Below are 24,976 nucleotides of genomic sequence, written 5' to 3' on the forward strand. Positions count from 1 at the left end.
GCTGTGATGAACGCAGAGAGGGGCTGTTTTCGTACGTCAGCTGTTAGGCTGGGGTGCCTATGAACCATCCCCTTCGCGCCATCCGGGCGATGGTCGATGAAGCGCTGGAGGTGCTGCCTGCGGATTTCGACGGCCGGTATTCTTGGGTCGTGAGGCTCTCGATCCGGCCGAGTAACTCCTTCGGGCGTTGCTGGCGCAGGCCTTCTCTTTGATCTGCGCGGAACACCGGTTTATGGTGCAGATGGACTACAATCTGCTCTTCCGCTGGTTCGTGGGTCTGGCGATGGATGCGCCGATCCGGGATGTCACGGTCTTGACCCGGAACCCGCGAGAGGCTGCTGTCCGGGGACGTTGCCGACAAGGTCCTGTCGGCCATCCTCAGCCTGACGCGTGTGCAGGCGCTTCTCTCGAACGATCATTTCCCGGTGGACGGCACGTTGATCGAAGTGTTGACCCGCGTGAAGAGCTTCAGGCCGAGGGATGAAGGCGCCGCTGGGGATGACGATGACGGCGGCTCGGCCTCCGGCCGCGGCGAGCAGGCAGCAACACCAACCGGCGTTCTGCCATCGACGGGCGCACGACATGCCATTCCGGCTAGGGCTTCTCTCGGGAAAAAATCGCAAACGGATCGAAGAGGTGTTCGGATGGGCGAAGACATGCTGCACCATGCGCAAAACCTGTCACTGCGGGCAGGATCGCGTCGGATGGTCCTGTCAAACCGCCATGACGGGCAGATTTTTGGGGACGTAGTGGTCAGTCTGCTTATTGGTCCTTCCTGAAAGGAAGCTACCACTGCCGGTCTATCCATTCGTCTGCATCGCGGCACAGAGAGGCAGTGCAGACGTGGCCAACGAAAGGACGCCATCGTCGAGCAATTCCTGCCTCGCCGTGGCTTAGATCTGGTCGCAGTCTGTCATCTGGGCTCGGGGATCGAGCAATTGGTTCTCGATCAGGGCGATCCAGAACGTTTCAGGGATCGGATGTGCCATCAGTTCAACGGCCTTCTCCAGATGGCGCACGGATCCCACGCCAGGGATTACGCTATCGACAAGTGGATGACGCACCGGGAATTGCAAAGCTGCAGCCGCCAAAGGAACGGAAAATGCTGCACACAGGTCTTCGATAAGACCTACTCTTGCGATGACCTCCTCGGGGGCCTGCCCATATTCAAAGTTGGCCGGAGTGCCATGGCGCACGCCTTTGGCAAGAATGCCTGAATTGAAAGGTGCCCCTGCGACCAGACGGACTCCCCGCTGAGCGCAGAGCGGGAAGAGACTGTCGAGAGGCGATTGCTCGAGAAGCGTGTAGCGGCTCGCGAGAAGGATGACGTCAAGATCGGCGCAGCCGAGTACTTCCTCGCACACCGCCGTCTCGTTGACTCCCAGCCCAATGGCGCCGACCAATCCTTGCGCTTTGAGATCCTGCATTGCACGAAGCCCTCCACCAAGAAATTCATTCAGGCGGGCCTGGTGCGTGTCGCCATGCGCATAGCTGCCGATGTCGTGGGCGTAGATGATATCGATGCGGTCACGCTGGAGACGGGCCAGGCTTTCTTCGAAGGAGGACATCACCGCATCGTAGGTATAGTCGAAAACACTTTGGAAGGGTTCAGGAGAAACGAAACCCTGCCGCAATTCCTCGTAATCGCCCGTCAGGTCTGGATCTAGGCGGCGCCCGACCTTGGTCGAGATGAAGGCGTCTTGATGGGGGTCGAGTTCCGCGAGCGCCACGCCGAGGCGCTTTTCACTCAGGCCAAAACCATAATGGGGCGCGGTGTCAAAATAGCGCATTCCCTTCTCCCAAGCCGCGTCGATAACCGCACGCGCCTCGCCATCGGAGATCGCCTTGTAAAGATTGCCGATTGCCGCGGCGCCGAAGCCGAGCGTTCCGGGGATATTGAGCATGGATTGAGCATCCTTCTTCACAGACCGTAAAATTCGCGGGCCGCTCCTTCGAACAGGCGGGCCTGTGCCGCCTCGTCTAGCTCGGGAAGAAGCGCAAGGAGGTCGTCCAGAGCCCCTTCATAGCTGGCGTCCATGTGGTGCATTACCGGCCAGTCGCTGCCCCACATGGTGCGCGGGCCGAAGCTTTCGAGGATATGCCGGACATAAGGCGCAAGGCCCGCGACGGAATCGCCACATGCCTGCTGCGTGCGCAGCCCGGAGAGCTTGCACCACACGTTGGGAAGCGTGGCCAGTTCCGCGAGTTGGGCGCTCCATGTTGGCGGGACGTCGCCGCGTGCATCAGGCTTCGCGCCATGGTCGATCACGATCGCAAGCTCTGGCCAGCGCTGCGCGAAAGCCATCAGCGCCTTGAGGTGGCGTGGTTCCACCAGGGCATCGAACCGCAATCCGTGTTTGCACATGGCCGTGAGCCCTGAGTGCAGGTCGTCTTGCAGGATCCAGTCTGTCTCGGGTATGGCTTGGAGCATCGGCCGCAGCCCGCGCAGCTTGGCGTTGCCGGCAAGGTCGCTCACGCGCGCGCGCGCTTGAGGGGAAGCGAGGTCCACCCAGCCCACTACGGCCAGAACAGCGGGGTCGTCCCTGGCCAGTGCAAGCAGCCAGTCGGTGTCTTCGTCCGCGGGCTGGGACTGGACGAGGACCGATCCCGCAAAGGCAAGATCCTCTGTCTGCCTGACCAGGTCTTCAGGTAGGAAGTCACGGTACAGGCGCGGCCAATTGCGGTCAGGCCAGACGCACCAAGGGGCATCTAAGCGCCAGAAATGCTGGTGGGAATCGAGCACTCGCAGCCCCTGATGGTTCTGGCCGCGGCTGTCGACGCGTGGAAACTGTGCAGACATGACCTCTCCTTGCTGTTCGCTGCCTATTGCGCATCGAACAAACATACGACATCATACAACATTGCAAGTGGCTGTCCATGCCACTGTTTCCACAAAGACCGAGGATACAGATTCATGAAATTGTGCCGAGTTGGGGATGCCGGGGCCGAACGCCCCGCGATGATCGACGCCGAGGGCAAGCTGCGCGACCTGTCCGGCCATGTACGGGACATTGGCGAAGACGCGATCTCACCCGCCGGGCTCGCCCAGCTCGCCAAGCTCGATCCTGCCAGCCTCCCGCTCCTTCCCGATGATATGCGCTATGGCCCTTGTGTCGCGGGCACCCGTCAGTTCGTGGCGATTGGTCTCAACTACGCTGACCATGCTGCCGAATCGAACCTGCCGATCCCCGAGGAACCGGTCGTATTCAACAAGTGGGTCAGTTGCATCCAGGGGGCGAACGATCCTGTCACCATTCCACGTGCATCGGTAAAGACCGATTGGGAGGTCGAACTTGGGGTGATTATCGGATCTACCGGACACAATGTCAGCGAGGAAGAAGCCCTCAGCCACGTGGCCGGATATTGTGTGATCAACGACGTGTCCGAACGCGAATGGCAGACCGAGCGCGGTGCGACCTGGGACAAGGGTAAGGGCTTTCCTTCCTTCGGGCCGATTGGGCCCTGGCTGGTGACGGCCGACGAGGTGGGCGACCCGCAGGGCCTTGCGATGTGGCTGGAGGTGAACGGCAAGCGCGTTCAGGATGGCAATACCTCGACCATGATCTTCAGCGTGGCCCAGATCGTATCCTACCTGAGCCGCTTCATGACGCTGTTGCCGGGGGATGTCATCACCACGGGGACCCCTCCCGGTGTCGGCCTCGGCCAGAAGCCGGAGCCCTGGTACCTCAGGGATGGCGATGTCGTGAAGCTGGGAATCGCCAAGCTGGGTGAGCAGCGTCAGGATTTCGTCGCGGCCGATTGACAACCTCGATCTCTCCCCATAATTCATAATACATATTATGTAATTCAAGGAGAGTGATGATGGGGCGTCTTGCCGGGAAAACAGCGCTGGTCACGGCCGCAGCACAGGGCATCGGCCGGGCCAGCGTGGAGGCATTCCTGCGTGAGGGGGCACGGGTGATTGCGACCGACATTGACGATACAGCGCTAGCGGATCTGGCTGGTCCACTGTGCACCTGTGTCCGCCTCGACGTCACTGATGCGTCGGCGGTCGCAGACATTGCGGCGGCACATCCCGGGGTCGACGTTCTGTTCAACTGCGCTGGTTTCGTTCATGCAGGCACGATCCTGGAATGCGACGAAGACATCTGGTCTTTTTCCAATTCCCTGAACGTGACTGCGCAGTACCGCATGATCCGCGCGATCCTTCCCAATATGCTTGAAAAGGGGGGCGGATCTATCATCAACATGTCCTCGGTCGCCGGCAGCGTAAAGGCAGTTCCCAACCGTTTCGCCTATGCCACGACGAAGGCCGCAGTGGTCGGCCTGACCAAGTCAGTGGCGATGGATTTCGTGACCCGGGGAATCCGCTGCAACGCGATCTGCCCGGGCACGGTCGAGACACCTTCGTTGCTGCAGCGCCTGCGCGACACCGGAGACTTCGACAAGGCCTATGCTGAATTCACGGCACGCCAGGCGATGGGCCGCTTCGGGAGGGTCGAAGAAGTAGCGGCTCTCGCGGTTTACCTGGCTTCCGACGAATCCGCATTCACTTCGGGAATGACGCACGTCATCGACGGGGGATGGACCAACTGACCGCGAGACGCGGCGGTACCAATTGGGAGAAGTGATGATGAAACGGCGCGCGAGCGTGTCGCTGCTGGCCTGTGCGCTGGCCACAGCGAGCTTCCTGCCCGTCCTGGCCGAGGCTCGGACCGTGGAAATCCATGTCTCGCCCGAGGGCGACGACGCCAATCCCGGCACCCAGGCCCGCCCGGTACGCACCCTGCCGTATGCACAGACACTGGTACGGCGCGCGAACGCCGACGCCGATGTCATGGTCCTGTTGGGGGAGGGGACCTATCGCCTTGAAGCACCGCTGCTATTTCGCACGGCCGACGGCGGTCAGAACGGTCATGACGTGACCTGGCGGGCACAGCCTGGCGCGCATCCCCTTCTTTCGGGCGGCTTCCAGGTCACCGGCTTCACCCTCTTCGATGCCGAGCGCCATATCTGGGTGGCCGACGTCCCGCGTGGTCTCGACACGCGGGACGTCTGGGTCGACGGCACGACCGCCGAACGCCCTTGGCTGAAAATTGCCCGCAGCGATGTCCGCTTCGATGCGAAGGGCTTTACCATCATAGCTCCAGAACTGGCCTGGTTGGGTGGCATTGTTCATCCCGAGCGCCTTGAAGTGGAGGCCACCGGCTTCTTCACCGATCGCTATTCGCCCGTGAAGGCGATCGCGGGCACGCGGGTTACCATGCAGCAGCCCGCCTGGGACAATAACACCTGGGGCTACGATACGCTCTCGCAGCCGATTTTTCCCGACGACAGCCGCCTCTTTCTCGTCAACGCTCTGGAGTTCATCGGCCGCACCAACGACTGGCACGCACGCCCCTACCAGTGGGTGATTGATCCTGCGGAGGGCAAACTTTACCTCCGAACCGGCGAGGACGAGAACATTGCCGAGCGCACGATCATCGTGCCGCGCCTTGAGGCGCTGGTCTCCATTGCCGGAACGCCGGAGGCCCCGGTGGAGCGGCTGCATTTCGAGGGGCTTGGCTTTGCCCATACCAGTTGGCTGGGGGCCTCCCGGCGGACCGGTTATGCGAACCAGCAGAGCGGTGCGTACCTGCTTGAGACGACGCCGTTGCGTCCGAAGGATGCCTGGGAAAGCTGTGACTGGGGCTGCGTAGAGTTCGAATCCTTGCGCCAGCGCTGGCATCAGATGCCTGCGGCCGTGCAGGTGGCCGCAGCGCGTGACATCTCCTTCTCCGGCAACACGTTCTCCCAAATCGGGCAGATCGCGCTAGGCATTGGTAACGATGCCAACGCCAATCTCTCGGGGGTGGGGCTGGCCACGCAGCGCATCACGGTCCAGCGCAACCGCTTCGCGGTGCTTTCCGGAGGGGCAATCATGGCGGGTGGGGTACGCCTGGAGGCCCATCACCCGGAAAATCCCAATCTCGTGAACAAGGACCTGATGATTGCGGACAACACCTTCGCCACCGTCAGCCAGCACTACAAGGACAATGCCGTGATCCTGTCGACGTATGTGGAGGGCGCAAGCATCCTCCACAACGACATTACCGATGCGCCTTACGATGGGATCGCAGTGGGCTGGGGCTGGGGCTACAACGATGCGGGCGGCAACCCGAACTACGCCGAGAACCAGCAGGGCTACGTTTACAACCCTCGTTTCACAGCGCCCACCACTTTGCGTGGCACCCTTGTGGAGGGCAACCGAATTCATGGAGTGAAGACCTGGTATATGGACGGCGGTGCGATCTACAACCTGTCCGCCAATCCCGATGCCGTGATCCGAGCCAACCACATCTTCGATATCCGCGACCGTATCGGGATCTATCTCGATGAAGGCTCCAAGCATTTCACCGTAACCGGCAATGTCGTGGAAACCGCCGGAAAGTGGCTCAACATCAACACCGCGGGCGACATGTTTCGGCGACGTGTTTCTACGGATAACCGGGCCACGGGCAACTGGCATACGACGAACACGACCGGCGGACGCTGGCTTCCCGAGATCGGCAACGACGCACGGGGCAATATCCTCGTGCCCGACCGTGACTGGCCCGCGCAAGCCGCGCGGGTGATCGCTGAGGCCGGTGTCCGCGCGGCGCGCGCCGAAGGTTCGAACTAACCTCGTCCCAGTTCTTGAGCACCCACCCTCCCTGACGGCCATCTGCCAACGGCAGATGGCCGTTTTTTTGTCGTATCGAGGGTGTCGCAAAGTGCGTCAGGAAAGCATGTCGCGGCCGATCTTTTCGACCGAGGTGACACCTCCCAGGGCCATCGTGACCTGCATGCCTTGGGCGATCAGGTCGAGAAGGTGCGCAACGCCAGCCTCACCTTGTGCGGCCAGCGCATAGACATAGGCGCGGCCCAGCAGAACTCCCTGAGCGCCGAGCGCTAGCATGCGCACGACATCGAGCCCGGTGCGCACCCCCCCATCGACCAGTACTGTCAGGTCATCCCCGACCGCTTCGGCAATCGCGGGAAGGGCTTTTGCGCTGGCCAGCGCACCGTCGAGTTGACGCCCGCCGTGGTTCGAAACCACGATTCCGTCAGCCCCGAACCGAACCGCGTCGCGCGCGTCCGCGGGATCGAGAATGCCCTTCACGATCATCTCGCCCTTCCACATGTCGCGGATCCATTCGAGATCCGACCAGGTGATCGAGGGGTCGAAATTGGCGCCTAGCCAACCGATGTAATCGGACAGATCCGTGGGCATGCCCCGATAGTCCGAAATATTGCCCAGATTATGGGGGCGGCCCATGAGACCTACATCGATGCTCCAGCGCGGATGGGTCATCGCCTGCAATGCGCGGCGCAGCGAAGCGGCCGGGCCGCTCATGCCCGAATGGGCATCGCGGTAACGCGCACCGGGCAGCGGCATGTCGACCGTGAATACAAGTTTGGTCACGCCTAAGGCCTGCGCACGTTCGAGGACATGGCGCATGAAGCCCCGGTCCTTGAGGACATAGAGCTGGAACCAGACCTGCCCACCACTGGCAGCTACGACATCCGCGAGCGGGCAGACGCTGACCGTGGAGAGGATATAGGGCACTTTCGCCGCGTGGGCCGCGCGGGCCACCTGAAGTTCGCCGCGCCGACGCATCATTCCGCCCAGCCCGATCGGGGCCAGCATCACCGGCATCGCCAGATCTTCGCCGAACAGCCGCGTTTTCAGGCTGAGATCGGAAACATTGCGCAATACGCGTTGGCGCGGATGGACCTGCCCGAGAGCTGACTGATTGGCGGCCAATGTTTCCTCGCCGAAGGCGCCACCGTCGAGATAGTCGAACAGGAACGGCGGCAGGCGCCGCCGTGCGGCTTCGCGAAAGTCCAGGGGCGAGGAAATGATCATGGCTGGGACCTCAGGCTTCTGTCTGGCGCAAGTTGCAGGACCAGGTCCGCCCGCGCTGGCATCTCGTCGAGAATATTACGGGTAAGGCGTTCGTAGTGCTGCACGAAGCGGTCGAGCCGCGGGGCATCCATGACCTCGCGCCCTGCCTCCGAAGAAGCCGATAGGCGCGTGCGCAACTCGGCCTCCTGCTCTCCGCGCCAGCCTCTCACGACCTCGAAACCGGGCGCGGCGAGCAGGACAAGGCGGTCGATGGCCTCGAAAAGCGGTGCGTAGTGGCACGCAAGCGCGGTGTTGACGTGCCTGCGCCAGGTCCCTTCGGGATCTTCCTCGCGTTCCAGCGCGTTGACCGGGGGCGAGAGCTGCGGTTCGGTCTGCGGGCGTGCACCGACGCACCATCCCTCGAAAATGAGAACATCGAGCGGCGCGTCAACCGGCTCACCCTGAGGGGCAGGCTCGTCACGGCCTTTGTCGAAGCGGGGCAGGACCAGCGGCAAGGTGCCTGCCCGCAGCGCGGCAAGAAGGGCACATCCGCGTGTGACATCGTGCGTACCGGGGACCCCGCGCGTGGCGAACAGGGGGTGCACCGTCGCGGCAAGATCCTGGCGCTGGACTCGGCCAAGGTAGAGGTCGTCGATCGAGAGGATACCGGCGCGCATTCCCATTCCGCCAAGCCGCTCGGCGAGCCAGGCCGCCAGCGTCGACTTGCCCGAGCCTTGTGCGCCGCATAGCCCCAGGATCAGCGGGCGCGGGTGGTCGTGTCCCAACCACCCGGTCAGTGCGGCGAGCACGGCCTCCCCGGCCGGATAGGCTTCAGGCGACGGGATCAAGGAGTGGTTCTCCGGCAAAGAAGCGATCGAGGTTATCGGCCACTTTCATGCCCATGGCTGTACGCGCTTCCAGCGTCGCACTGCCCAGATGTGGCAGAAGTACCGCATTGGGCAAGCGCATCAGGGCAGGGTTCACCTTCGGCTCGGCCTCATAAACGTCGAGCGCGGCCGCGGCGATCGTGCGGCTGGCAAGGGCCCTGGCAAGAGCCGCTTCGTCAATCAGTGAGCCGCGCCCTGTGTTGACCAGCACCGCATGGGCGGGCATGCGCGTCAGCATTGCGGCATCGATCATGTGACGTGTTCCGGGTCCGCCGGGAGCGTGAAGGGAAAGCACGTCGGCACGCTCGGCCAGCTCGCCAAGGCTGGCGTAATAGGCCTCCTGGGGCATGTCGGGTACTGCGCGTCGGCTGTGGTAGGCGATTTCCATGCCAAAGGCGCGGGCCCGATCCGTCACTGCACGGGCAATCCGTCCAAAGCCGACGAGGCCGAGGAGCTTGCCGTCGAGTGAGCGACCCAGCAGGTGCGTCGGGCGCCATCCGGCCCAGTCGCCCGAGCGCAGTTCGCGTTCCCCTTCTCCGGCACGGCGCATGGCCATCAGGATAAGCGTCATCGCGATGTCGGCGGTCGCTTCGGTCAGGACATCGGGCGTGTTGCTGATCGCGATACCTTGTTCACGGGCGGCGGACAGGTCAATATGTTCGAAGCCGGCGCCATAGTTGCCCACGATGCGCGCGCGCCGCCCCTCCGCGGCAAGGACGTTTCGGGTGATTTTGTCGGTCACGGTGGGGCAGAGCGCATCGTGCGAGCGCATTGCCGCAATCATCTCGGCTTCGTCGAGTGGCGTGTCGGCTTCGTTCAGTGTCACGTCGTAGGTTGCGGCGAGCCGCTCCTCGACGATGCGGGGCCAGCGACGGGTCAGCAGAATTCTGGGCCTGGTCATCAGATCAGTCCTCGTTGCGCGAGGTTTCGCATCAGTGCGGCGGCACCGAACGTCCAAGCTTCGCAAGCATCTGTCGCCTGAACACGATTGGCAAGCGTACCCAGGGCTGCACAGTGGATGCGCACCTCGTCACCCACGGCATGGGTAAAGCCGCGTCCCACCTCGCCCCGGTCCTGGGTCGGCGCGAACAGTGTACCCAGAAAGAGCACCAGGCCGTCGGGATAGGGATGGTGGACGTTGCAGGCCTGGCTCGCAAGTTCGGCGGGGCTGCGGCTTATCTCACGCATCTGGGAATGGCCCTCCAGGCGAAAGCCGTCCTCTCCCTGGACTGTCAGTGTCAAGCTGAGCTGCTCCACGGCCGAAAGATCGAAATCACCTTCGAAAAGGCGCACGAAAGGCCCGATAGCGGCCGCCGCATTGTTGTCCTTGGCCTTGCCCAGCAGCAGTGCCGAGCGCCCCTCGACATCGCGCAAGTTCACATCGTTGCCCAGCGTCGCACCCAGAATCCGGCCATCCGAGGCGATCACCAGCACGACTTCGGGCTCGGGATTGTTCCAGTCCGAGGCCGGATGGACGCCGATATGATGCCCCGCGCCTACGCTTGCCAGAGGCTGCGCCTTGGTGAAGATTTCGGCATCAGGACCGATGCCGACTTCAAGGTACTGACTCCAGGCACCAGCCTCGATCAGCGTCTGCTTGAGCGCCATTGCCGCAGGCGAGCCGGGCTGGAGGCGGCGCAGGTCATCGCCCACCAGCGCCTGCACCTGGGCGCGGATCGTCTCGGCCGCACCAGCATCGCCGCGGGCGCGTTCCTCGATCACGCGTTCGAGCATCGAGGTCGCGAAAGTGACACCGGCAGCCTTGACCGCCTGCAGATCGACCGGAGCCAGCAGCCATGGCCGTGTCGGCTCACGCGCCTGCGGGTCGCTGTTGCCAAGGATGACGTCAACAGGACCGAGGCTCTCCCCGTGCGCGGCGCGCAAGGCTTCGGTTGGATTGGCGCTCTCGCACAAGTCCCGAACGGTCGGGAAAGCATGTGATATGTCGGTGAGCAGCTCACCGTCGACGCGCACAACCGACGGACCGGCAAGGTCGGGGCGCCAGACACGTCCCACGAGCAGGGCTGCGGGGTCTTCGGGCAAGATGGCGCGAGGGGAAAGATCGAGAGGCATGGCTCAGCGTCTCCTGAAAACGGGGGGGCGGCGTTCGGCGAAGGCCGCGCGCCCCTCTGCCGCGTCTTCGGTGGCGAAGCAGATGGCCTGGAGATCACGTTCGTATTCGATGGCCTTCTCGTAGGGCATCTGGTGCGCGGCGCGCAGGTTCAGCTTGGCCGTCTCCGCCGCGATCGGCGCGCGCTGCGCGATCTGCGTCGCGACCTCACGGGCGCGCGGCATCAAGGTCTGGGGGGAGGTGACCTCGCTGACGAGCCCCCAGGCCAGGGCCTGTTCGGCTGTGACCATCTCGCCTGTAAAAAGCATCAGGGCCGCGTTCGACATTCCCATCGACTGGGCAAGCCCCACGGCCATGCCTCCCCCTCCGATCCATCCCAGCTTGATCTCGGGGGCGGCGAAACGGGCACTGGAAGAGGCGATGCGGATATCGCAAGCCATCGCCGTTTCCAGACCGCCGCCAAGGGCATAGCCATTGATCGCGGCGATGACCGGCTTGCGGCAGGCGCGCAGGGCATCGCAATAGTCCTCGCGGTTGCGAAAGTCCCAGGGCGTAGCATACGCATCAAGCGTCGAAATGTCCGAGCCCGCACTGAATGCCTTGGGCCCTGCCCCGGTCACGATCAGGCAGCGCACCTCGTCGCTGGAGTTACAGGTTGCTACGGCCTCGACTAGCCCCCGGGCCATGTCCGGCGTCATCGCGTTGAGCTTGTCGGGGCGCTCCAGCGTGAGCGTGGCAACGTGGTCGGCGATCTCGAAGCGCAGATGGGCGCTCATGTCCTGGTTCCTTTTTCGTGGTGACGGGCATACGCGGCTTCGATCGCGTCGAGAACGGGCCCGCTGCCTTCCCCGAGGAGGAGCCCTTCGCGCAGGCGCCGGGCGATCTCGGTCTGCAAGGCGATGGCACCATCGTGCCGCGGGCGCAGAGCTGCGTTTTCCAGTGTCGCACGGGTCGCGCTGTAGAAGTTCCCGGCTGCAGCATCGCAGGCGCTATCACTCCACGCTACATGAAGGGCAGGCTGTCCGGCGTTGGCGGGAATGAAGCGGCATTGCGTTTCACTCGACATGAGCCAGCGCAGATGCCGGCACAGGGCCTCCGTCACGGGGGCCCGGCGCGACACCGCGATCCCCGTCCCGCCCAGGATCGACCCTATCCCGGCCGGACCACGCGGCGCGTCGGCGAAGCGCACGCGACCGCTGCTTGCGTAGTTGACATAGCCGTAGACCAGCGGGACAAGCGCAAGATCATCCCCCGCAGCCAGGGCTTCTAGCAGCGTAATGGGGTTGTGCCCTGCGTGTTCGCGGGTGGTCTGTGTCGTCAGGGCCTGCATGATAGCGTAAGCCTCTCGTCCCGCCTCGGGCGTGACGAAGCGGTCGTTCGGCCGGCTGCGGCCCTGGAAGGCGGCGGCAATGGACTGGAAGGTCAGAGCCGCGTGGGGACCGGACAACGAGAGCGCGACGCGCAGCTTGCCGGCAAGCGCAAGGACTTCGTCCCAGGTGCGCGGAACATCTTCCACTGCACCAGGCGTGAAAGCCATGACCTGACTTGCCGCATCGAGCGGAAGGGCCCAGTGCGCTCCGCCATAGCCGTAACTGGCCATCGAAGGGCCAATGGTATCACGCGTCAGCGCCGCGACGTCTTCGGCACCCAGAATGTCCTCCATCGGGCGCAAGCATTCGCCAGCCAGCGCTTCCCCAATGTGGGGGTGGTCGAGTACGATGAGATCGTAATTCGCGGCGAGATCGACGATGGGGTGGGATTCGAAACCTTCGAGCGGATGACGCTGCCAATGTATCGAAAGGCCGTGCCCCGGTGCGACCTGGGCCGCTGCGGCATCAAGTGCCTGATAGCCGCGGGGATGGTCCCAGGTCAGGCCAAGGTAGCGAGGCGCGCTCATGCGTGCTGGCGCACCACGCCCGATTCGATCAACTTGGCGATTTCCTGCTCGCTGCGTCCCGTCTCAGCCAGTACGTCGTGGCTGTGCTCACCTACCAGCGGCGCGCCGCGCGTGATTGCACAGGGCGTGGCGGAAAAGCGGATGGGGAATCCGGGTACCTTCACGCGGCCCTCGGTGGGATGCTCGTACTCCACGAACGTGCCGTTGTGCTTGATCTGTGGGTCCTCAAGGAGGTCGGCATAGCCGTAAACGGGGCCGCACCATATGTCGGCCTGGCGAAACTTTGCGAGCCAATGCTGTGTGCTGGCCGTCACGAGGTGTTCGCGCACGCGGGCGAAGATAGCATCGCGCTGGGTCCAACCATCGCGCTCTTCCTCAAGTTCGGCGAAGAACGGGTCGTCAAGTTCGCGTGCGAGCGCTTTGAGCGGCGCCATGGCCAGCGTCATGTAGCCATCGCTGGTGGCAAAGACCCCATATGGCGCACGGATGTAGCTGTGAGCATGGGGTTCCGCCGAGCGGGACTGGGGCTTGTGGCCCACGGTGAAGACGGACAGCTCCTGCATCTGTATGGTCGTGATTGCATCGAGCATATTGACCTGAACCAGCTGTCCCTCGCCTGTGCGTTCGCGATGGAAGAGTGCTGCCAGAGCCCCTTCGAAGGCGTTGTAGGCCGCCACGGCATCAACCAGGTATTGCCCTGCCGGACTGGGCGGAGTGCCCTCCACGCCGGTCGAGAGCATGGCTCCCGACATTCCTTGCAGCAGCAGGTCCTGGCCCGGCAGGTTGCGGTAGGGGCCGTCCTCGCCGTAACCCGACATCGAGACGTAGATGAGGCGTGGATTGATTGCGCTGAGCGTGGCGTAATCGACGCCCAGGCGTTCGGCCACCCCTGGCCGGTAGTTCTGGAGGAAGACGTCGGCGTTCTTTACCAGATCGAGCAGAACCGCCTTGCCTTCGGGCGACTTGAGGTCGATCGCGAGCGAGCGCTTGTTGCGGTTGAGTGAGAGGAAGGAGACGTTGATGCGGTTGCCCTGCGCCCCTCCGGCGGATGCATGGCGCTGCCATTCGCCGCTTGTCGGTTCAACCTTGACGACATCCGCGCCCATGTCGCCGAGCCGTTGCGCGGCGAAAGGACCGGCCATCGCGATGGAGCAGTCAAGTACCCGGATATCCTTGAGAATTGTCATGTGTCTGGTGCCCTTCAGGACATGGTCCAACCGCCGTTGACGTGCAGCGTCTGGCCCGTGATGAAACCTGCCTCGTCGGCAGCGAAGAAGCCAATGGCGTGGGCGATGTCAGAGGCGCGCCCGCGCCGCTTGATTGCCTGCGCCTCAAGGACCATCGCCTCGTAGCCCGCCGGGTCGGGATGGATCTTCTCGGCATCGGTCGGGAAGGCGCCGGGAGCGATCGCGTTGACCGTGATCCCCCAGCCTCCGAACTCGCGCGCCCAGGCCCGGGTCAGGCCGATCAGTGCGCCCTTGGACGCGACATAGGGCGCAAGGTTGGCCCAGCCGCCCGAAATGGTGATGGAGGATATGTTGATGATCCGTCCGAAGCCCTTGGCGCGCATGCCCGGAAGAGCGCGTTGCACGGCCACAACCCCGGCATCGACATTGATGCGCTGGACGTACTGGTACTCCTCGATAGAAAGGTCCTCGAACGACTTGGAGGGGTAGATGGCCGCGTTGTTGATGAGGACATCGATACCCCCGAAGCGTTCGACGAAACCGTCGAGTGTGGCCTCCAGTCCATCGAGATCGGCGAGGTCGCAGCGCGACACTGTAAGCGAGCCGGGGCCGTGGCCTTGCGCGGCAGCTTCGAGGGCGGCGATCTTGGCCACGTTGTTGTCGAGTGCGATGACGTTTGCGCCACGAGCGAGGAGTTGCAGGCTCGTTTCGAGCCCGAGCCCGCCAGCCGCTCCGGTGTAGAGGACGGTGCGGCCCTTCATAGGGCACCTGCCAGAGAGGGGAAGTTCCCGGTCGGCGCAGGATAGTCCTCAGCAGGCTGGCGCGCGCAGTCCTCGATCCGGGCGATGGCCGCGGATACCGCGTCGGCGTCGGGGAGGACGCGCAGGACCGTCTCATAGATCCGCTCTTCCCCATGGTCGAGCTCGATCAGTTCACCGCGCTCACGGGCGAAGTCCTTGCCATGCACGTGGTTTGTCGAAGGTTCAATGCCCACCGCGTAGTGCCCGGCATGCAGGTTTTGCCATTCGAACATGCACGGGAACTGGTCTTTGCGGGTAAGGACGCTGAAGCCAAGGCCAATCCGTTCGTTGACAATGGCCACTTCGACCTGCCCCTGGGCATCGGGCACCATCTCGTGCTGCCAGACCTGTTCGTGGAAGTTGACGATGGGCGCGGGCAGCGTGCGGTAGCCGACACCCTGCTTCCTGTAATTCTCGGCGTGAGCCGCCCAGAGCACCTCACTTACAGGCGCTACGTAGCGCGCGCCCTCGGCAACGACGGGATGGCCGACGTTGATGTGGTAGCAGAACATGTGCGGGGTCGTGTAGAACCCGTGGTTGACGACGCGGTCGGTTAGCCGGATCTCGTCGCTGCCCAGGTCCGCCTCGATCCGCCGGACGAGGTGCAGGTCTTCGCCGAACACCGTGGCCTGGCGGACGATGCCTTCGGCCCAGAATGTACAGACATCCCCGGTCCAGCGCTCTCCGTAGCCGGTCAATTGCGCCGGGATGGTGCCGACGCGGCCATGCAGTGAGGAGGCGACCTTCTCGCGCGGGGCGTAGTGGTAGTGGCTGGCCGTATCCTCATGCATGAACAGGATGTGGTCGAGCCCGCAGGTCACGTTCAGCCCGGACATCGCCCGAAACCATCCGAGCCCATCCTCGCCTTCATAATCGTGCAGGGAGGGGTGGCGAAAGCCAGACGGTGAATGCCATCCGATCGCCCGTCCGGCGTGTTCACACTCGGCGATGTCCATTGCTCGGTCCACCATCACGGTGAAGCGCAGACCCGTGCCGGTGCGGAATTCCAGCATTCTGACGCCCCGCTCGGCCCCGTCGGCCAGCGTCATGAGCCGCACGCCCGCGAACTGTGAAAGCGATCCGGTGTGCGCCGCAAGGTGCCTTCGTGGCACTTGGGCCCCGTACAACCAGGCCATTCCTGCTCCCTTCATCTTGTAAGATGTATGATGAATACGTAGGAAGGGGAGGCACGTCAACAGGGAGAGTTCAATGTCTCACATCACACGTCGATGCTTTGCCGTGGATCTCGTCGATGAGCCGGAATTGATCGCACGCTACCGCGCCTGGCATGCGCCGGGAGGACCGCCCGCAGCTGTAACCCAGGCGATCCGGGACGATGGTGTGCGGGACCTCCAGATCTGGCTCGTGGCCGATCGGATGTTCATGATCATGGAGCAGGATGCCGCGCAGGCGCAGGACGATGCGGGCAAGGCCGCGCGCGATGCCGCCAATCCTGACGTGCAGGCCTGGAACGCGCTCATGGCCCGCTTTCAGCGTTCCCTTCCGGCAGCCTCGGACCGGACATGGGTAGAGATGGAACGGATCTACGCTCTTGACGAGCAACCCTGACGGCAGGCCCAGTTCTTCTGGGGTTGGACCGACCCCGACGGGGATCAGGCCCCCATTGGGATCAGGTGGGGGCGGCCGAAGGTCTGTCCGAGGCCCGACGCTTTGCCCAGGAACTCTCGATATGTTCCTTCATCGCGCGGGCGGCCAACTCCGGATCCCGCGCCGCAATCGCGTCATAAATGCGGCGGTGGGCTTCCTGCGTTTCTCGGACATGCGCGACGCTGAGGCGTCCGGCGTAGCCGTGGTTGTTGAGGGCGCGCGACTGGACGCGGTCGATGATGGCCTTGCTCAGTCGGTCTCCGGACATGCGCATGATGACATCGTGAAAGAGTACATCTTCCTGCACGTAGGCCGCCGGCATTTCGACGAGGCTCTCCAATTTGGTGATCTGGGCCTCGAGCTCGGACAGGTTTTCAGGTGTGGCCTTGCGCGCGGCCTTGGCGGCCATCCCGCCTTCGAGCGAGGCTCGGATTTCTGAAAGATTGTCAAGGTAGGCAAGACCATCGTTGCGACGAAACAGCGCGGCCAGGATCATCGGGTCGAGAAGGTTCCAGTTTGACTGGTCGCACACGATCGTACCGCGCCCCTGCCGTGAGACGACGAGGCCCTTTTCGGTCAGTGCGGTGGTCGCTTCGCGGACCACTGTACGGCTTACCTCGAAACGGTCGCACAGCATGGCTTCAGGGGGAAGGGCAGTTCCCGCAGGATAGACCTCGGTCACGATCGCATTGACCAGTTCCTCGACCACGGCAACCGCAAGCCGGGGCCGGCGCCGTGGGGGGACGCTTACCGGGCTATTGCTGCTTACCTTGTCCTGCATTTTGCTGTGTGCTCGCTTCAATTCTGGATCTTGGACGTCCGAGGCGTCCCGGGAACGCTGACCCGACCGGGAAAGATTCGTCAAGGCTTGCCATACCAGATAGATCATACATAATATGAATTACTAGTGATGCCATGGGCAGAGGATGCATAGATGAAGATCACCGGCTTTCGAAGCCTTGTCGCCTTGCATGACTGGGGGCGCCCGGTTGGGGACGTGAACGGGCTTGTGCCATCGGGGATCACCGAAGTGCCGATCCTTCTTGTCGAAACCGACGGAGGGCTGACCGGCATCGGCCTTGGCGCCCATGCCGAGATAGAGCGCGTGTTCCCAGCTGTGGAAGGCGCGGATCCGCGCGCAGTGGCGAGCCTGTATGATGCGATGCTGGCCCATGTCTTCAAGAGTGGCCATGCGGGGACGACCTTCGGTACCATCGCGGCCGTGGACATGGCCTTGTGGGATCTGAAGGCGAAGATGGCGGACGAAGCGCTCTGGCGGACGCTGGGAGCTGGCGACCGTTTCGTGCACGGCTATGCCTCCGGCCTGTGCTATGGCCTTGAGGACGACGCCTTTGCAGCCCACTACGAACGTTGGGCGGATCTTGGCTTCACGGCGGCCAAGGTGAAGGGGGGGCGCGATCTCGATCGTGACATTTCGCGCCTGAAGACTGTGCGCGCGATCCTTGAGCGCAACAGCCCACGCCCGGCCCTGATGCTCGATGTCAACGAAGCCTGGAACTGTAAGCAGGCGCTGCGCCATCTGGCGGAGATCGAGAAGCGGGTGGACCTCACCTGGATCGAGGAGCCGGTTCGGCGCTGGGACGCGGCGGGGCTTGCCCGCATCGCAGCCTGCAGCCGAACTGCGGTGGCGACGGGCGAGAATCTTACCGGGATCGAGCAATTCAACCCTCTCTTCGACCAGCGCGCGGTTGATATTGTCCAGACCGGCAGTTGCTGGGGCATCACCCATTTCCTGCGCGTGGCGATGGCCGCGCACGCGCAGGGGCTTCCCGTCTCGCCGGTTGCCTACAACGCCAACCCGCTGGCTCATGCCGCAGTCGCTGTGCCGAACATGATCGGCCTGGAGATCCAGGATTTTTCCTTCCCGGAAGGTTTCAGTGTCGATCAGGAGATCCGGGACGGGGGGCTGGTGCTGGGGGATCGGCCGGGCCTTGGCATCGAACTCGATGAGACCCGTATCGCCGAACGCGCGAGCGCGCTGGGCTGGAACGTGCGCGGCGGCCCCCATCGGCGGGCCGAACGCACCGGGCTGTGCCTTGCTCCTTCTGCCGGGCTTGCGGCTGACCAAGGGAGGGAGCGTTGAAACACGATACCTCTTTCGCCACCACACCAGGTCGGACGGCATGGGTCAGCGGGGCCCGGCGCTGGCGGCTGCAACTGTCCCTGATGGTCAACTTCTTCCTGCTGATGGCGCTCTACAGCGGGGTTCTGGGCGTCCTTCTACCCAACCAGATCGCCGAGATATCGCCCTCCTCCAAGGAGACCAACCTGGCGATCCTTTTTGCCATCACATCGGTCTTCTCCACGCTGACAACGCCGATCGCCGGAGCACTCTCGGATCGAACCCGGACTCGCTGGGGCAGGCGGGCCCCGTGGATGGCGCTTGGATCGGTGATCGGATCGGCCTGCCTTTTCGGTATCTCCGGTGTGACAGGGTTGGTTTCGCTGATCGTGTTGTGGGTCATGGCCTCGGTTGCCTACAATTCGGTGCAGCCGGCCATGACCACGCTCATCGCCGACCGCTTTGCGCCAGAGACCCGAGGCGCGGTCTCGGGTCTCGTGGGCGCGGGCATGACGGCAGGTCTTACTGCGGGAACCGTCGTTGCAGGTTATCTCGCGGGGGACCGGGGGCTTGCTTACGGCTTGTTTGCCGGTGCCATCGCGGTTTCGTGCCTTGTCTTCGTGGTTATCAACCGCGAGCCGCCTAGCCACCAGATGCCGCGCCGCCCGATCCAGTGGGGCGCCTTTGCCAAGAGCTTCTGGATCAGCCCGCGTGCCCACCCCGACTTCGCCTGGGCTTTCGCCAGTCGCTTCACGATCTACATGGGCTATCAGGCCATCGCCGCCTACCTGCTCTATATCCTGCGCGACTATATCGGCCTTGAGGACGCGGCCTCCAACCGGGCCATTGCAAACCTGGCGATGGTCACTCTGGTGTGCTTGGTGGTGTCTTCGCTGGCGTCTGGCTGGTTGTCGGACCACTGGCAGAGGCGCAAGCCGTTCGTCGTCGCCGGGAGCCTGATCATGGTGACAGCCATGCTGGCGCCCCTTCTATATCCTACGATGACGGGCATGTGGATCTACGCCGCTATTATTGGCGTGGGCTATGGCATGTTCATGTCGATCGACATGGCCCTGATGACCCAGGTCCTGCCCGAGGCAGCGTTGGGCGACGAGGGCAAGGACCTCGGCGTACTGACCACCGCTGTCAACATTCCGCAGATCATCAGCCCTGTCATGGCGGCCGTCCTGCTCGGTATATTTGCGGGCGATTACAGGGCCATCTTCGTGACCGCCATCGTATTCGTTTTCGGGTCCGCCCTATGCGTGCTGCCCATTCGATCAGTTCGCTGACGCGTCGGATCGATTGCAACAACCATAATACGTATGATGTATGTTGACTCTCCGAAAAGGAGGCGTAATTACATCAGACAATAGATAAGGGAGAGTAGAGAATGCCCACTCAGGGAAGGTTTCGTCGCGCGGCGCCGACCGCGCTGCTATGCTCGGCCGCCATTCTTGCCCTGGCCGCAGCGCCACAGGCCTTTGCCCAGGAGGCCGGGGATGCCGCGGAGGAGGAGCAGGGCACTTTAAGTACCCCTGACGCTGAAGCCGTGATTATCGTTAGCGGCATCCGAGCCAGCCAGCGCGCGGCCATCGACATCAAGCGCGATGCGGTTTCCGTGGTCGATTCCATCGTGGCCGAGGACCTCGGCAAGCTGCCCGACCAGAACGTCGCGGAATCTCTCCAGCGCATTGCAGGCGTCACCATCGAGCGCAACCGTGGCGAGGGGCGGTACATCACGGTGCGCGGGTTCGGCCCCAAGTTCAACGCGGTCACGGTCAACGGGCGCACCCTTGCCACGGACAACAACGGGCGCGAATTTTCGTTCGACGTTTTGCCCTCCGAGATCATCTCGGGCGCCGATGTCTACAAGTCGCCCCAAGCGAACGTGAACGGTGCCTCGATCGGGGCGACCGTTGACGTGCACACGTTGCGCGCGATCGATCAGTCCGAGGCTTTCGCGTTCAGCGCTTCGGCTGGACAGATGTGGGCAGAGATCGCCGACAAGTTTAACCCGGAAATCTCGGGCGTCATGTCCTGGCGCAACGCGGACAGCACCCTGGGGATATCGCTCTCGGGGGTCTACACCAAGCGTGACACCCGTAACGACGAGTTCACCATCGGGGCCGGCCATGTCCGTCGTTCCAGCGATGATTCCTATTACGATGCCAATGGGGTTCCCGGAGGGCGTCTCGGGCCTGATGTTGCCCCCTTTGCCAACGTGTCGATGCCCTCCAATCTCTCGCCCTTCTTCTTCGAGCGCAGCTTGGAACGCTACGGATTTTCGGGTGCCCTCCAGTTCCGTCCGACGGACAATCTGACGGTTTCGTTCGACGGGATCTATTCGAAAGCCGACTTCACCGAACAGCAGACCGGCCTTGCCTATGACTTTTCGGGAGGCAGCCTTGTCGAGCAGATTGTCGAGGATGGTGAGGCGGTCTATCAGCGTTACGAGAATGGCTTTGTCGACCAGATCGTGCAGTACGATCACCGTGACGTGCTTACCACCCAGTTCGGCGCCAATGTCGAATGGATAGCCACTGACCGGCTCAAGCTGAATGTCGATGTTTCGCGCTCCAAGGCCGAACGCCGCGGCAAGGAGGATGGCTTGTTCACCACCATCCGTCGCAAGGGCATGGACATGTGGTTTGACCGCCGGGGAGGCAGTCCGATCTACGAGTATGGCTTTTCGAATCCGGCCTACCCCAACGCTGCCACCAACCCGCAGGGGATTACCGCTCACTACTATACCTGGGGCGCGACCAACGACGTTGACGACAAGATCAGCGAGTATCGCTTCGATTCCGAGTGGGAAGCGACTGACGAACTGACGCTGTTCTTCGGCGGCATGTACGCGCGGCGGACCAAGACCCTGACCGGGGATGAAATGCCCTTCGAGCAGCAATGCGCCTACTGCGGTTCCGACCGGGTACTCTCAGCCAGCCTGTTCCGCCCCACGGGCCGTGATTTCTTCCAAGGCTCCGGACCGGACAACATTGTGCGTGACTGGGTCATCTACAGCCCGCAGGAAATGATCGGTGTCATCGACGCCTTCGCCGAAGAGGACGGTATTGCTTTCGCGCCGGCGGTCTATTCCCCGGCGGCCTCCTCGGTCGTCGATGAAAAAGTGAAGATCGGCTATGTCATGGCCAACTACCGCACGATGCTCGGAGACATGCCGCTCACCATCAATGCTGGCTTGCGCTACGAGGGGACGAGCTACACGTCAGATGGGGCCTCGCGCACAATCATCAGCGCGCGGCCGAACGGCCAGGGCCAGAACATCATTGAAGTCTCCGATGTCGTGCCGGTCGGCTTCAAGGGCCAGTACCACGACTGGCTACCCTCACTGAATATCAAGCTGGAGCCTACCCCGGACCTGATCCTGCGCCTTTCGGCCTCCAAGGTCATGACGCGGCCCACGCTGACCGATCTTTCTCCGCGTCAGACCATCCAGACCAATCCCGGCAACGAGACGATCAGCCGCGGCAATCCTGACCTTGATCCGTTTCGTGCCAAGCAGGTCGAGGTGGGCGCGGAATGGTATTTCGCGGACAGCTCGCTCCTGTCCTTTGCGGCCTTCTACAAGAAGATCGATTCTTTCGTGACGCTGGTGACTACCCCGCAACTGGTTGACGAGGTCACTTTCCAGGTCACCGTTCCGGACAATGGCCAGGGCGCGACCGTCAAGGGCTTCGAACTGGGCTACCGCCAGGCATTTTCCGGGCTGCCTTCGCCGCTCGATGGTCTCGGTGTTCAAACGAGCTTCAACTACACCGAATCCAACGCGAACTACACGAACGCGGTGGCGGGCGTATCCTACGGACTGGAAGGCCTGTCAAAGACATCCTACAGCCTCGTGGGATTCTATGAGAAGTACGGAATCCAGGCGCGTGTGGCCTATACTTGGCGCGACAACTTCCTGCAGGTCGCCTCTGGCCGCAACGGCGAACCGGAATATTTCGATGCCTACGGCCAGCTTGACGCGGGGCTCTCCTATGAAGTCACGCCGCGCTTCACCGTTTTCATGGACGCAATCAACCTCAACGATGCAAAGGAGTTCATCTATTCGGTGAGCCCGAACCGGACCAAGGAGTATCGCCGAACGGGACGACGCTTCTCCGGCGGTGTGCGCTTTCGCTTCTAGAGTGGTTTTCGACCGCTTTGTATCGTTGGGGGGCCTCGATGCCGACTTCTGATTGAGAATCCTTGCTGGTGAAAGAGGCTGGCATGGATGGGTCATCCGCTTTCACTGGATTTGCGTTCTCGACTTCTGGCGGCGGTGGATGAAGGTCTGAATTGCCGCGCGGCAGCAGCGCGGTTCGGCGTTGCGCGCTCAGCAGCACTTGCCGCCGCCCGCACCGCCGAAGCGGGCCGCCTCGCGGTTTCGGAAAAATTCGACGCGGCTCATCGGCGCAACGTCTGGATGGCGGCGGGCCATGTGGGCCAGATAGACCTCGTAGGGGGGCTGCCCTACCATGAGGCGCAAGGTATCGCGCAGGATCTTCATGATGCGGCCAGCACTTGCGCGGGGCTTTCCTGGACACTGGGCGCTTCGCTTCGCAGCGCCGCAAGGCATGTGCGCACCGTGAAGCCGAGCAGCGAGAGGACGACAGCAAGGAAGATGACGCACAGGCCTGCGTCCACCCGGTCGTTGAAGATGATCGCCTCCATCTCGGCCATGGATTTGGCCGGGGCCAGCACGGTGCCACTTGCCGCGGCAGCTCCGAACTTGGCGGCGTGGGCGAGGAAACCGACCGCGGGATTGGCCGAGAAGAGCTTGAGGAACCCGGCGCTCAGCGTGCAGATCAGCAGCCATACTGTGGGGATTACGGTGACGAAGGCAAAGCGCTCGCGCTTCATGCGGAACAGGACACAGGTTGCCAGCATGAGCGCGACCGCCGCCAGCATCTGGTTGGAAATGCCAAAAACCGGCCACAACGTGTTCACCCCGCCCAGCGGATCGGTGACGCCCTGATAGAGGAAGAAGCCCCAGCTTGCGACGCACAAGCCCGTGGCGACGACGCCCGGGACCCACGAGGTTCCGGTCCGGAACGAAGGCAGGGCAAGGCCGATCAGGTCCTGAAGCATGAAGCGCCCTGCGCGCGTGCCCGCATCGACTGCGGTGAGGATGAAGAGCGCCTCGAACAGGATCGCAAAGTGGTACCAGAACGCCTTCATCGCGCTGCCGCCCGCGATATGGCTGAAGATTTCAGCCATGGCGACGGCAAGGGTGGGGGCGCCGCCCGTGCGCGAAATGATGGTGTGTTCGCCCACGTCGCGCGCGGTTCGGGTCAGCAGTTCGGGCGTGACCGGGAAGCCCATGGCCGAGACCGCCTGCGCGGCGCTGGCGGGATCGGTGCCGAGAACCGCGACGGGGCTGTTCATGGCGAAATAGATGCCCGGATCGAGGATCGTGGCCCCCACCAGCGCCATGATTGCGACGAAGGCTTCCATCAGCATCGCGCCGTAGCCGATGAAGGGGGCATCGGTTTCGGTCGCGATCAGCTTGGGGGTTGTGCCGCTGGCGATGAGGGCATGGAAGCCCGAAACCGCGCCGCAGGCGATGGTGATGAAAAGGAATGGGAAGAGCGCGCCCGACCAGGCCGGGCCGCCGCCGTCCACGAACTGGGTGAGCGCGGGCATGCGCAGCGGCGGCGCCATGACCACGATGCCGATGGCCAGGGCACTGATCGCGCCGATCTTGAGGAAGGTGGAAAGATAGTCGCGCGGAGCGAGCAGTAGCCACACCGGCAGCAGCGAGGCGAGCGCGCCGTAGCCAATGAGGATCCAGCACAAGGCCTCCGGGCTGAATGTGAAGAGCGGACCCAGGACCTTTGATGCTGCGATATCCTGCCCGAAGACGATGGCCGCGATCAGTCCGAGGCAGCCCAGAATCGAAACTTCGCCGATCCTACCGGGCCGGATCCAGCGGGTATAGACCCCCATCGCAAGCGCCAGCGGGATCGTGGCGGCGACGGTGAACATGCCCCAGGGACTTTCGGCCAGGGCGCGCACGACGATAAGCGCGAGGACGGCAAGGATGATGACCATGATCAGGAAGGCCCCGCCAAGCGCGATCGTGCCGGCGACCGGCCCCATCTCAAGACGCACCAGTTCGCCCAGCGACTTGCCGTCGCGCCGCATCGAGATGAACAGCACCATGAAGTCCTGCACCGCGCCTGCCAGCACCACGCCGAAGATGATCCACAAGGTTCCGGGAAGATAGCCCATCTGTGCAGCCAGCACCGGCCCGACGAGGGGGCCGGCTCCGGCGATGGCGGCGAAGTGGTGGCCGAACAGGACGCGCTTGTCGGTGGCGACATAGTCGAGCCCGTCGGCACGGGTGTGAGCCGGTGTCGCGCGCCGGGGATCGAGCTTCATCACATGGCGCGCGATGTAGAGCGCGTAGTAGCGGTAGCCGACCAGGAAGCTGCTGACTGCCGCGACCACGATCCACAGCGCGTTGACATCCTCCCCGCGCGACACGGCCAGCACGGTCAGGCACACGGTGGCGGCGAGGGCGAGCCCGACCCAGGGGGCGTGGCGGAGCAGTGAGGAGGCGTTCATGCTCCGGGTATCGGGCGCTTTGTGCGTTCTGGCAATCCTGTG

At 63.3% G+C, this 24,976-nt stretch carries 21 protein-coding genes and 2 pseudogenes; 9 read left to right on the forward strand and 14 right to left on the reverse strand.

All coding sequences use genetic code 11. From position 1 onward, the window contains the following. Positions 1-53: 53 nt before the first annotated feature. Positions 54-708: pseudogene (locus FMM79_RS07100) on the forward strand (transposase); the annotation flags it as partial. A gap of 185 nt (positions 709-893) precedes the next feature. Here FMM79_RS07100 and FMM79_RS07105 read toward each other — a convergent pair. After that, positions 894-1,904 carry an aldo/keto reductase gene (locus tag FMM79_RS07105; protein ID WP_148626829.1) on the reverse strand — a complete coding sequence of 337 codons (1,011 nt, stop codon included), beginning with the start codon at positions 1,902-1,904 and terminating at the stop codon, positions 894-896. Between the two features lie 17 nt (positions 1,905-1,921). After that, the gene (locus tag FMM79_RS07110; RefSeq protein WP_148626830.1) at positions 1,922-2,800 is read right to left on the reverse strand and encodes an amidohydrolase; all 879 of its coding nucleotides are present in this window, start codon (positions 2,798-2,800) and stop codon (positions 1,922-1,924) included. A gap of 114 nt (positions 2,801-2,914) precedes the next feature. Between FMM79_RS07110 and FMM79_RS07115 the strand changes: the two genes are divergently transcribed. Genes FMM79_RS07115 through FMM79_RS07125 form a run of 3 tightly spaced genes read left to right on the forward strand, consistent with a single transcriptional unit; the run spans position 2,915 to position 6,622 of the window. Beyond that, positions 2,915-3,763 carry a fumarylacetoacetate hydrolase family protein gene (locus tag FMM79_RS07115; RefSeq protein ID WP_148626831.1) on the forward strand — a complete coding sequence of 283 codons (849 nt, stop codon included), beginning with the start codon at positions 2,915-2,917 and terminating at the stop codon, positions 3,761-3,763. Positions 3,764-3,822: 59 nt separating this feature from the next. Beyond that, positions 3,823-4,557, forward strand: a complete 735-nt coding sequence (locus FMM79_RS07120; RefSeq protein WP_148626886.1) for an SDR family oxidoreductase — start codon at positions 3,823-3,825, stop codon at positions 4,555-4,557. A gap of 34 nt (positions 4,558-4,591) precedes the next feature. Next, positions 4,592-6,622: a right-handed parallel beta-helix repeat-containing protein gene (locus FMM79_RS07125; RefSeq protein WP_148626832.1), complete on the forward strand. Its 2,031-nt coding sequence runs from the start codon at positions 4,592-4,594 to the stop codon at positions 6,620-6,622. Between the two features lie 96 nt (positions 6,623-6,718). Here the strand turns inward: FMM79_RS07125 and lldD are convergent, their stop codons facing one another. Genes lldD through FMM79_RS07170 form a run of 9 tightly spaced genes read right to left on the reverse strand, consistent with a single transcriptional unit; the run spans position 6,719 to position 15,782 of the window. Beyond that, complete coding sequence (gene lldD, locus FMM79_RS07130; RefSeq protein ID WP_148626833.1) at positions 6,719-7,849, reverse strand: FMN-dependent L-lactate dehydrogenase LldD; 1,131 nt, start codon at positions 7,847-7,849, stop codon at positions 6,719-6,721. After that, on the reverse strand, positions 7,846-8,676 hold the full coding sequence (locus FMM79_RS07135; RefSeq protein WP_371710877.1) for a kinase: 831 nt from the start codon (positions 8,674-8,676) through the stop codon (positions 7,846-7,848). Before FMM79_RS07135 ends, lldD begins: the two co-directional genes overlap by 4 nt. Further along, positions 8,660-9,616: a D-glycerate dehydrogenase gene (locus FMM79_RS07140; protein WP_148626834.1), complete on the reverse strand. Its 957-nt coding sequence runs from the start codon at positions 9,614-9,616 to the stop codon at positions 8,660-8,662. The genes FMM79_RS07135 and FMM79_RS07140 overlap by 17 nt, the downstream gene beginning before the upstream one ends. Next, the gene (locus FMM79_RS07145) at positions 9,616-10,788 is read right to left on the reverse strand and encodes a fumarylacetoacetate hydrolase family protein (RefSeq protein WP_148626835.1); all 1,173 of its coding nucleotides are present in this window, start codon (positions 10,786-10,788) and stop codon (positions 9,616-9,618) included. The genes FMM79_RS07140 and FMM79_RS07145 overlap by 1 nt, the downstream gene beginning before the upstream one ends. Positions 10,789-10,791: 3 nt before the next feature. Further along, complete coding sequence (locus FMM79_RS07150) at positions 10,792-11,562, reverse strand: enoyl-CoA hydratase/isomerase family protein (protein ID WP_148626836.1); 771 nt, start codon at positions 11,560-11,562, stop codon at positions 10,792-10,794. Beyond that, on the reverse strand, positions 11,559-12,683 hold the full coding sequence (locus FMM79_RS07155) for an extracellular solute-binding protein (protein WP_148626837.1): 1,125 nt from the start codon (positions 12,681-12,683) through the stop codon (positions 11,559-11,561). Before FMM79_RS07155 ends, FMM79_RS07150 begins: the two co-directional genes overlap by 4 nt. Beyond that, positions 12,680-13,870 (reverse strand): CaiB/BaiF CoA-transferase family protein, encoded by a 1,191-nt coding sequence (locus FMM79_RS07160; RefSeq protein ID WP_148626838.1) that lies wholly within the window; start codon positions 13,868-13,870, stop codon positions 12,680-12,682. Before FMM79_RS07160 ends, FMM79_RS07155 begins: the two co-directional genes overlap by 4 nt. Positions 13,871-13,884: 14 nt before the next feature. Then, the gene (locus tag FMM79_RS07165; RefSeq protein ID WP_148626839.1) at positions 13,885-14,631 is read right to left on the reverse strand and encodes an SDR family NAD(P)-dependent oxidoreductase; all 747 of its coding nucleotides are present in this window, start codon (positions 14,629-14,631) and stop codon (positions 13,885-13,887) included. Beyond that, positions 14,628-15,782, reverse strand: coding sequence for an aldose 1-epimerase family protein (locus tag FMM79_RS07170; protein WP_240339038.1), 1,155 nt, complete (start codon positions 15,780-15,782; stop codon positions 14,628-14,630). Before FMM79_RS07170 ends, FMM79_RS07165 begins: the two co-directional genes overlap by 4 nt. Before the next feature lie 97 nt (positions 15,783-15,879). On the opposite strand from FMM79_RS07170, the gene FMM79_RS07175 reads away from it, so the two are divergent. Beyond that, positions 15,880-16,239: an L-rhamnose mutarotase gene (locus FMM79_RS07175; protein WP_148626841.1), complete on the forward strand. Its 360-nt coding sequence runs from the start codon at positions 15,880-15,882 to the stop codon at positions 16,237-16,239. A 61-nt stretch (positions 16,240-16,300) separates the two neighbouring features. Here the strand turns inward: FMM79_RS07175 and FMM79_RS07180 are convergent, their stop codons facing one another. Beyond that, positions 16,301-17,059 carry a FadR/GntR family transcriptional regulator gene (locus tag FMM79_RS07180; RefSeq protein ID WP_148626842.1) on the reverse strand — a complete coding sequence of 253 codons (759 nt, stop codon included), beginning with the start codon at positions 17,057-17,059 and terminating at the stop codon, positions 16,301-16,303. A 153-nt stretch (positions 17,060-17,212) separates the two neighbouring features. On the opposite strand from FMM79_RS07180, the gene FMM79_RS07185 reads away from it, so the two are divergent. The 4 genes and pseudogenes from FMM79_RS07185 to FMM79_RS21595 all read left to right on the forward strand — a co-directional run. Next, positions 17,213-18,382: a mandelate racemase/muconate lactonizing enzyme family protein gene (locus FMM79_RS07185; protein WP_148626843.1), complete on the forward strand. Its 1,170-nt coding sequence runs from the start codon at positions 17,213-17,215 to the stop codon at positions 18,380-18,382. Further along, the gene (locus tag FMM79_RS07190; protein ID WP_240339039.1) at positions 18,379-19,653 is read left to right on the forward strand and encodes an MFS transporter; all 1,275 of its coding nucleotides are present in this window, start codon (positions 18,379-18,381) and stop codon (positions 19,651-19,653) included. Before FMM79_RS07185 ends, FMM79_RS07190 begins: the two co-directional genes overlap by 4 nt. A gap of 101 nt (positions 19,654-19,754) precedes the next feature. Then, positions 19,755-22,511: a TonB-dependent receptor gene (locus FMM79_RS07195; protein WP_148626845.1), complete on the forward strand. Its 2,757-nt coding sequence runs from the start codon at positions 19,755-19,757 to the stop codon at positions 22,509-22,511. Positions 22,512-22,598: 87 nt separating this feature from the next. Beyond that, positions 22,599-22,712 (forward strand): annotated as a pseudogene (locus FMM79_RS21595) (IS630 family transposase); the annotation flags it as partial. On the opposite strand, the gene FMM79_RS07205 reads toward FMM79_RS21595, so the two are convergent. Further along, positions 22,701-22,874, reverse strand: a complete 174-nt coding sequence (locus tag FMM79_RS07205) for a YbdD/YjiX family protein (protein WP_148626846.1) — start codon at positions 22,872-22,874, stop codon at positions 22,701-22,703. The pseudogene FMM79_RS21595 and the gene FMM79_RS07205 sit on opposite strands and share 12 nt — an antisense overlap. Further along, positions 22,871-24,934, reverse strand: a complete 2,064-nt coding sequence (locus FMM79_RS07210; RefSeq protein WP_148626847.1) for a carbon starvation CstA family protein — start codon at positions 24,932-24,934, stop codon at positions 22,871-22,873. Before FMM79_RS07210 ends, FMM79_RS07205 begins: the two co-directional genes overlap by 4 nt. Positions 24,935-24,976: the final 42 nt, after the last annotated feature.

Origin of the sequence: Novosphingobium sp. BW1, assembly GCF_008107685.1 — a bacterium.
Taxonomy (GTDB): domain Bacteria; phylum Pseudomonadota; class Alphaproteobacteria; order Sphingomonadales; family Sphingomonadaceae; genus Novosphingobium.

Excerpts from the sequence above, each read along its gene's own strand:
- lldD (WP_148626833.1), bottom strand. The coding sequence starts at position 7,849 with ATGATCATTTCCTCGCCCCTGGACTTTCGCGAAGCCGCACGGCGGCGC.
- FMM79_RS07180 (WP_148626842.1), bottom strand. The coding sequence starts at position 17,059 with ATGCAGGACAAGGTAAGCAGCAATAGCCCGGTAAGCGTCCCCCCACGG.
- FMM79_RS07175 (WP_148626841.1), top strand. The coding sequence starts at position 15,880 with ATGTCTCACATCACACGTCGATGCTTTGCCGTGGATCTCGTCGATGAG.
- FMM79_RS07165 (WP_148626839.1), bottom strand. The coding sequence starts at position 14,631 with ATGAAGGGCCGCACCGTCCTCTACACCGGAGCGGCTGGCGGGCTCGGG.
- FMM79_RS07155 (WP_148626837.1), bottom strand. The coding sequence starts at position 12,683 with ATGAGCGCGCCTCGCTACCTTGGCCTGACCTGGGACCATCCCCGCGGC.
- FMM79_RS07210 (WP_148626847.1), bottom strand. The coding sequence starts at position 24,934 with ATGAACGCCTCCTCACTGCTCCGCCACGCCCCCTGGGTCGGGCTCGCC.
- FMM79_RS07140 (WP_148626834.1), bottom strand. The coding sequence starts at position 9,616 with ATGACCAGGCCCAGAATTCTGCTGACCCGTCGCTGGCCCCGCATCGTC.
- FMM79_RS07120 (WP_148626886.1), top strand. The coding sequence starts at position 3,823 with ATGGGGCGTCTTGCCGGGAAAACAGCGCTGGTCACGGCCGCAGCACAG.
- FMM79_RS07110 (WP_148626830.1), bottom strand. The coding sequence starts at position 2,800 with ATGTCTGCACAGTTTCCACGCGTCGACAGCCGCGGCCAGAACCATCAG.
- FMM79_RS07105 (WP_148626829.1), bottom strand. The coding sequence starts at position 1,904 with ATGCTCAATATCCCCGGAACGCTCGGCTTCGGCGCCGCGGCAATCGGC.
- FMM79_RS07145 (WP_148626835.1), bottom strand. The coding sequence starts at position 10,788 with ATGCCTCTCGATCTTTCCCCTCGCGCCATCTTGCCCGAAGACCCCGCA.
- FMM79_RS07125 (WP_148626832.1), top strand. The coding sequence starts at position 4,592 with ATGATGAAACGGCGCGCGAGCGTGTCGCTGCTGGCCTGTGCGCTGGCC.
- FMM79_RS07205 (WP_148626846.1), bottom strand. The coding sequence starts at position 22,874 with ATGAAGATCCTGCGCGATACCTTGCGCCTCATGGTAGGGCAGCCCCCC.
- FMM79_RS07185 (WP_148626843.1), top strand. The coding sequence starts at position 17,213 with ATGAAGATCACCGGCTTTCGAAGCCTTGTCGCCTTGCATGACTGGGGG.
- FMM79_RS07150 (WP_148626836.1), bottom strand. The coding sequence starts at position 11,562 with ATGAGCGCCCATCTGCGCTTCGAGATCGCCGACCACGTTGCCACGCTC.
- FMM79_RS07160 (WP_148626838.1), bottom strand. The coding sequence starts at position 13,870 with ATGACAATTCTCAAGGATATCCGGGTACTTGACTGCTCCATCGCGATG.
- FMM79_RS07115 (WP_148626831.1), top strand. The coding sequence starts at position 2,915 with ATGAAATTGTGCCGAGTTGGGGATGCCGGGGCCGAACGCCCCGCGATG.
- FMM79_RS07195 (WP_148626845.1), top strand. The coding sequence starts at position 19,755 with ATGCCCACTCAGGGAAGGTTTCGTCGCGCGGCGCCGACCGCGCTGCTA.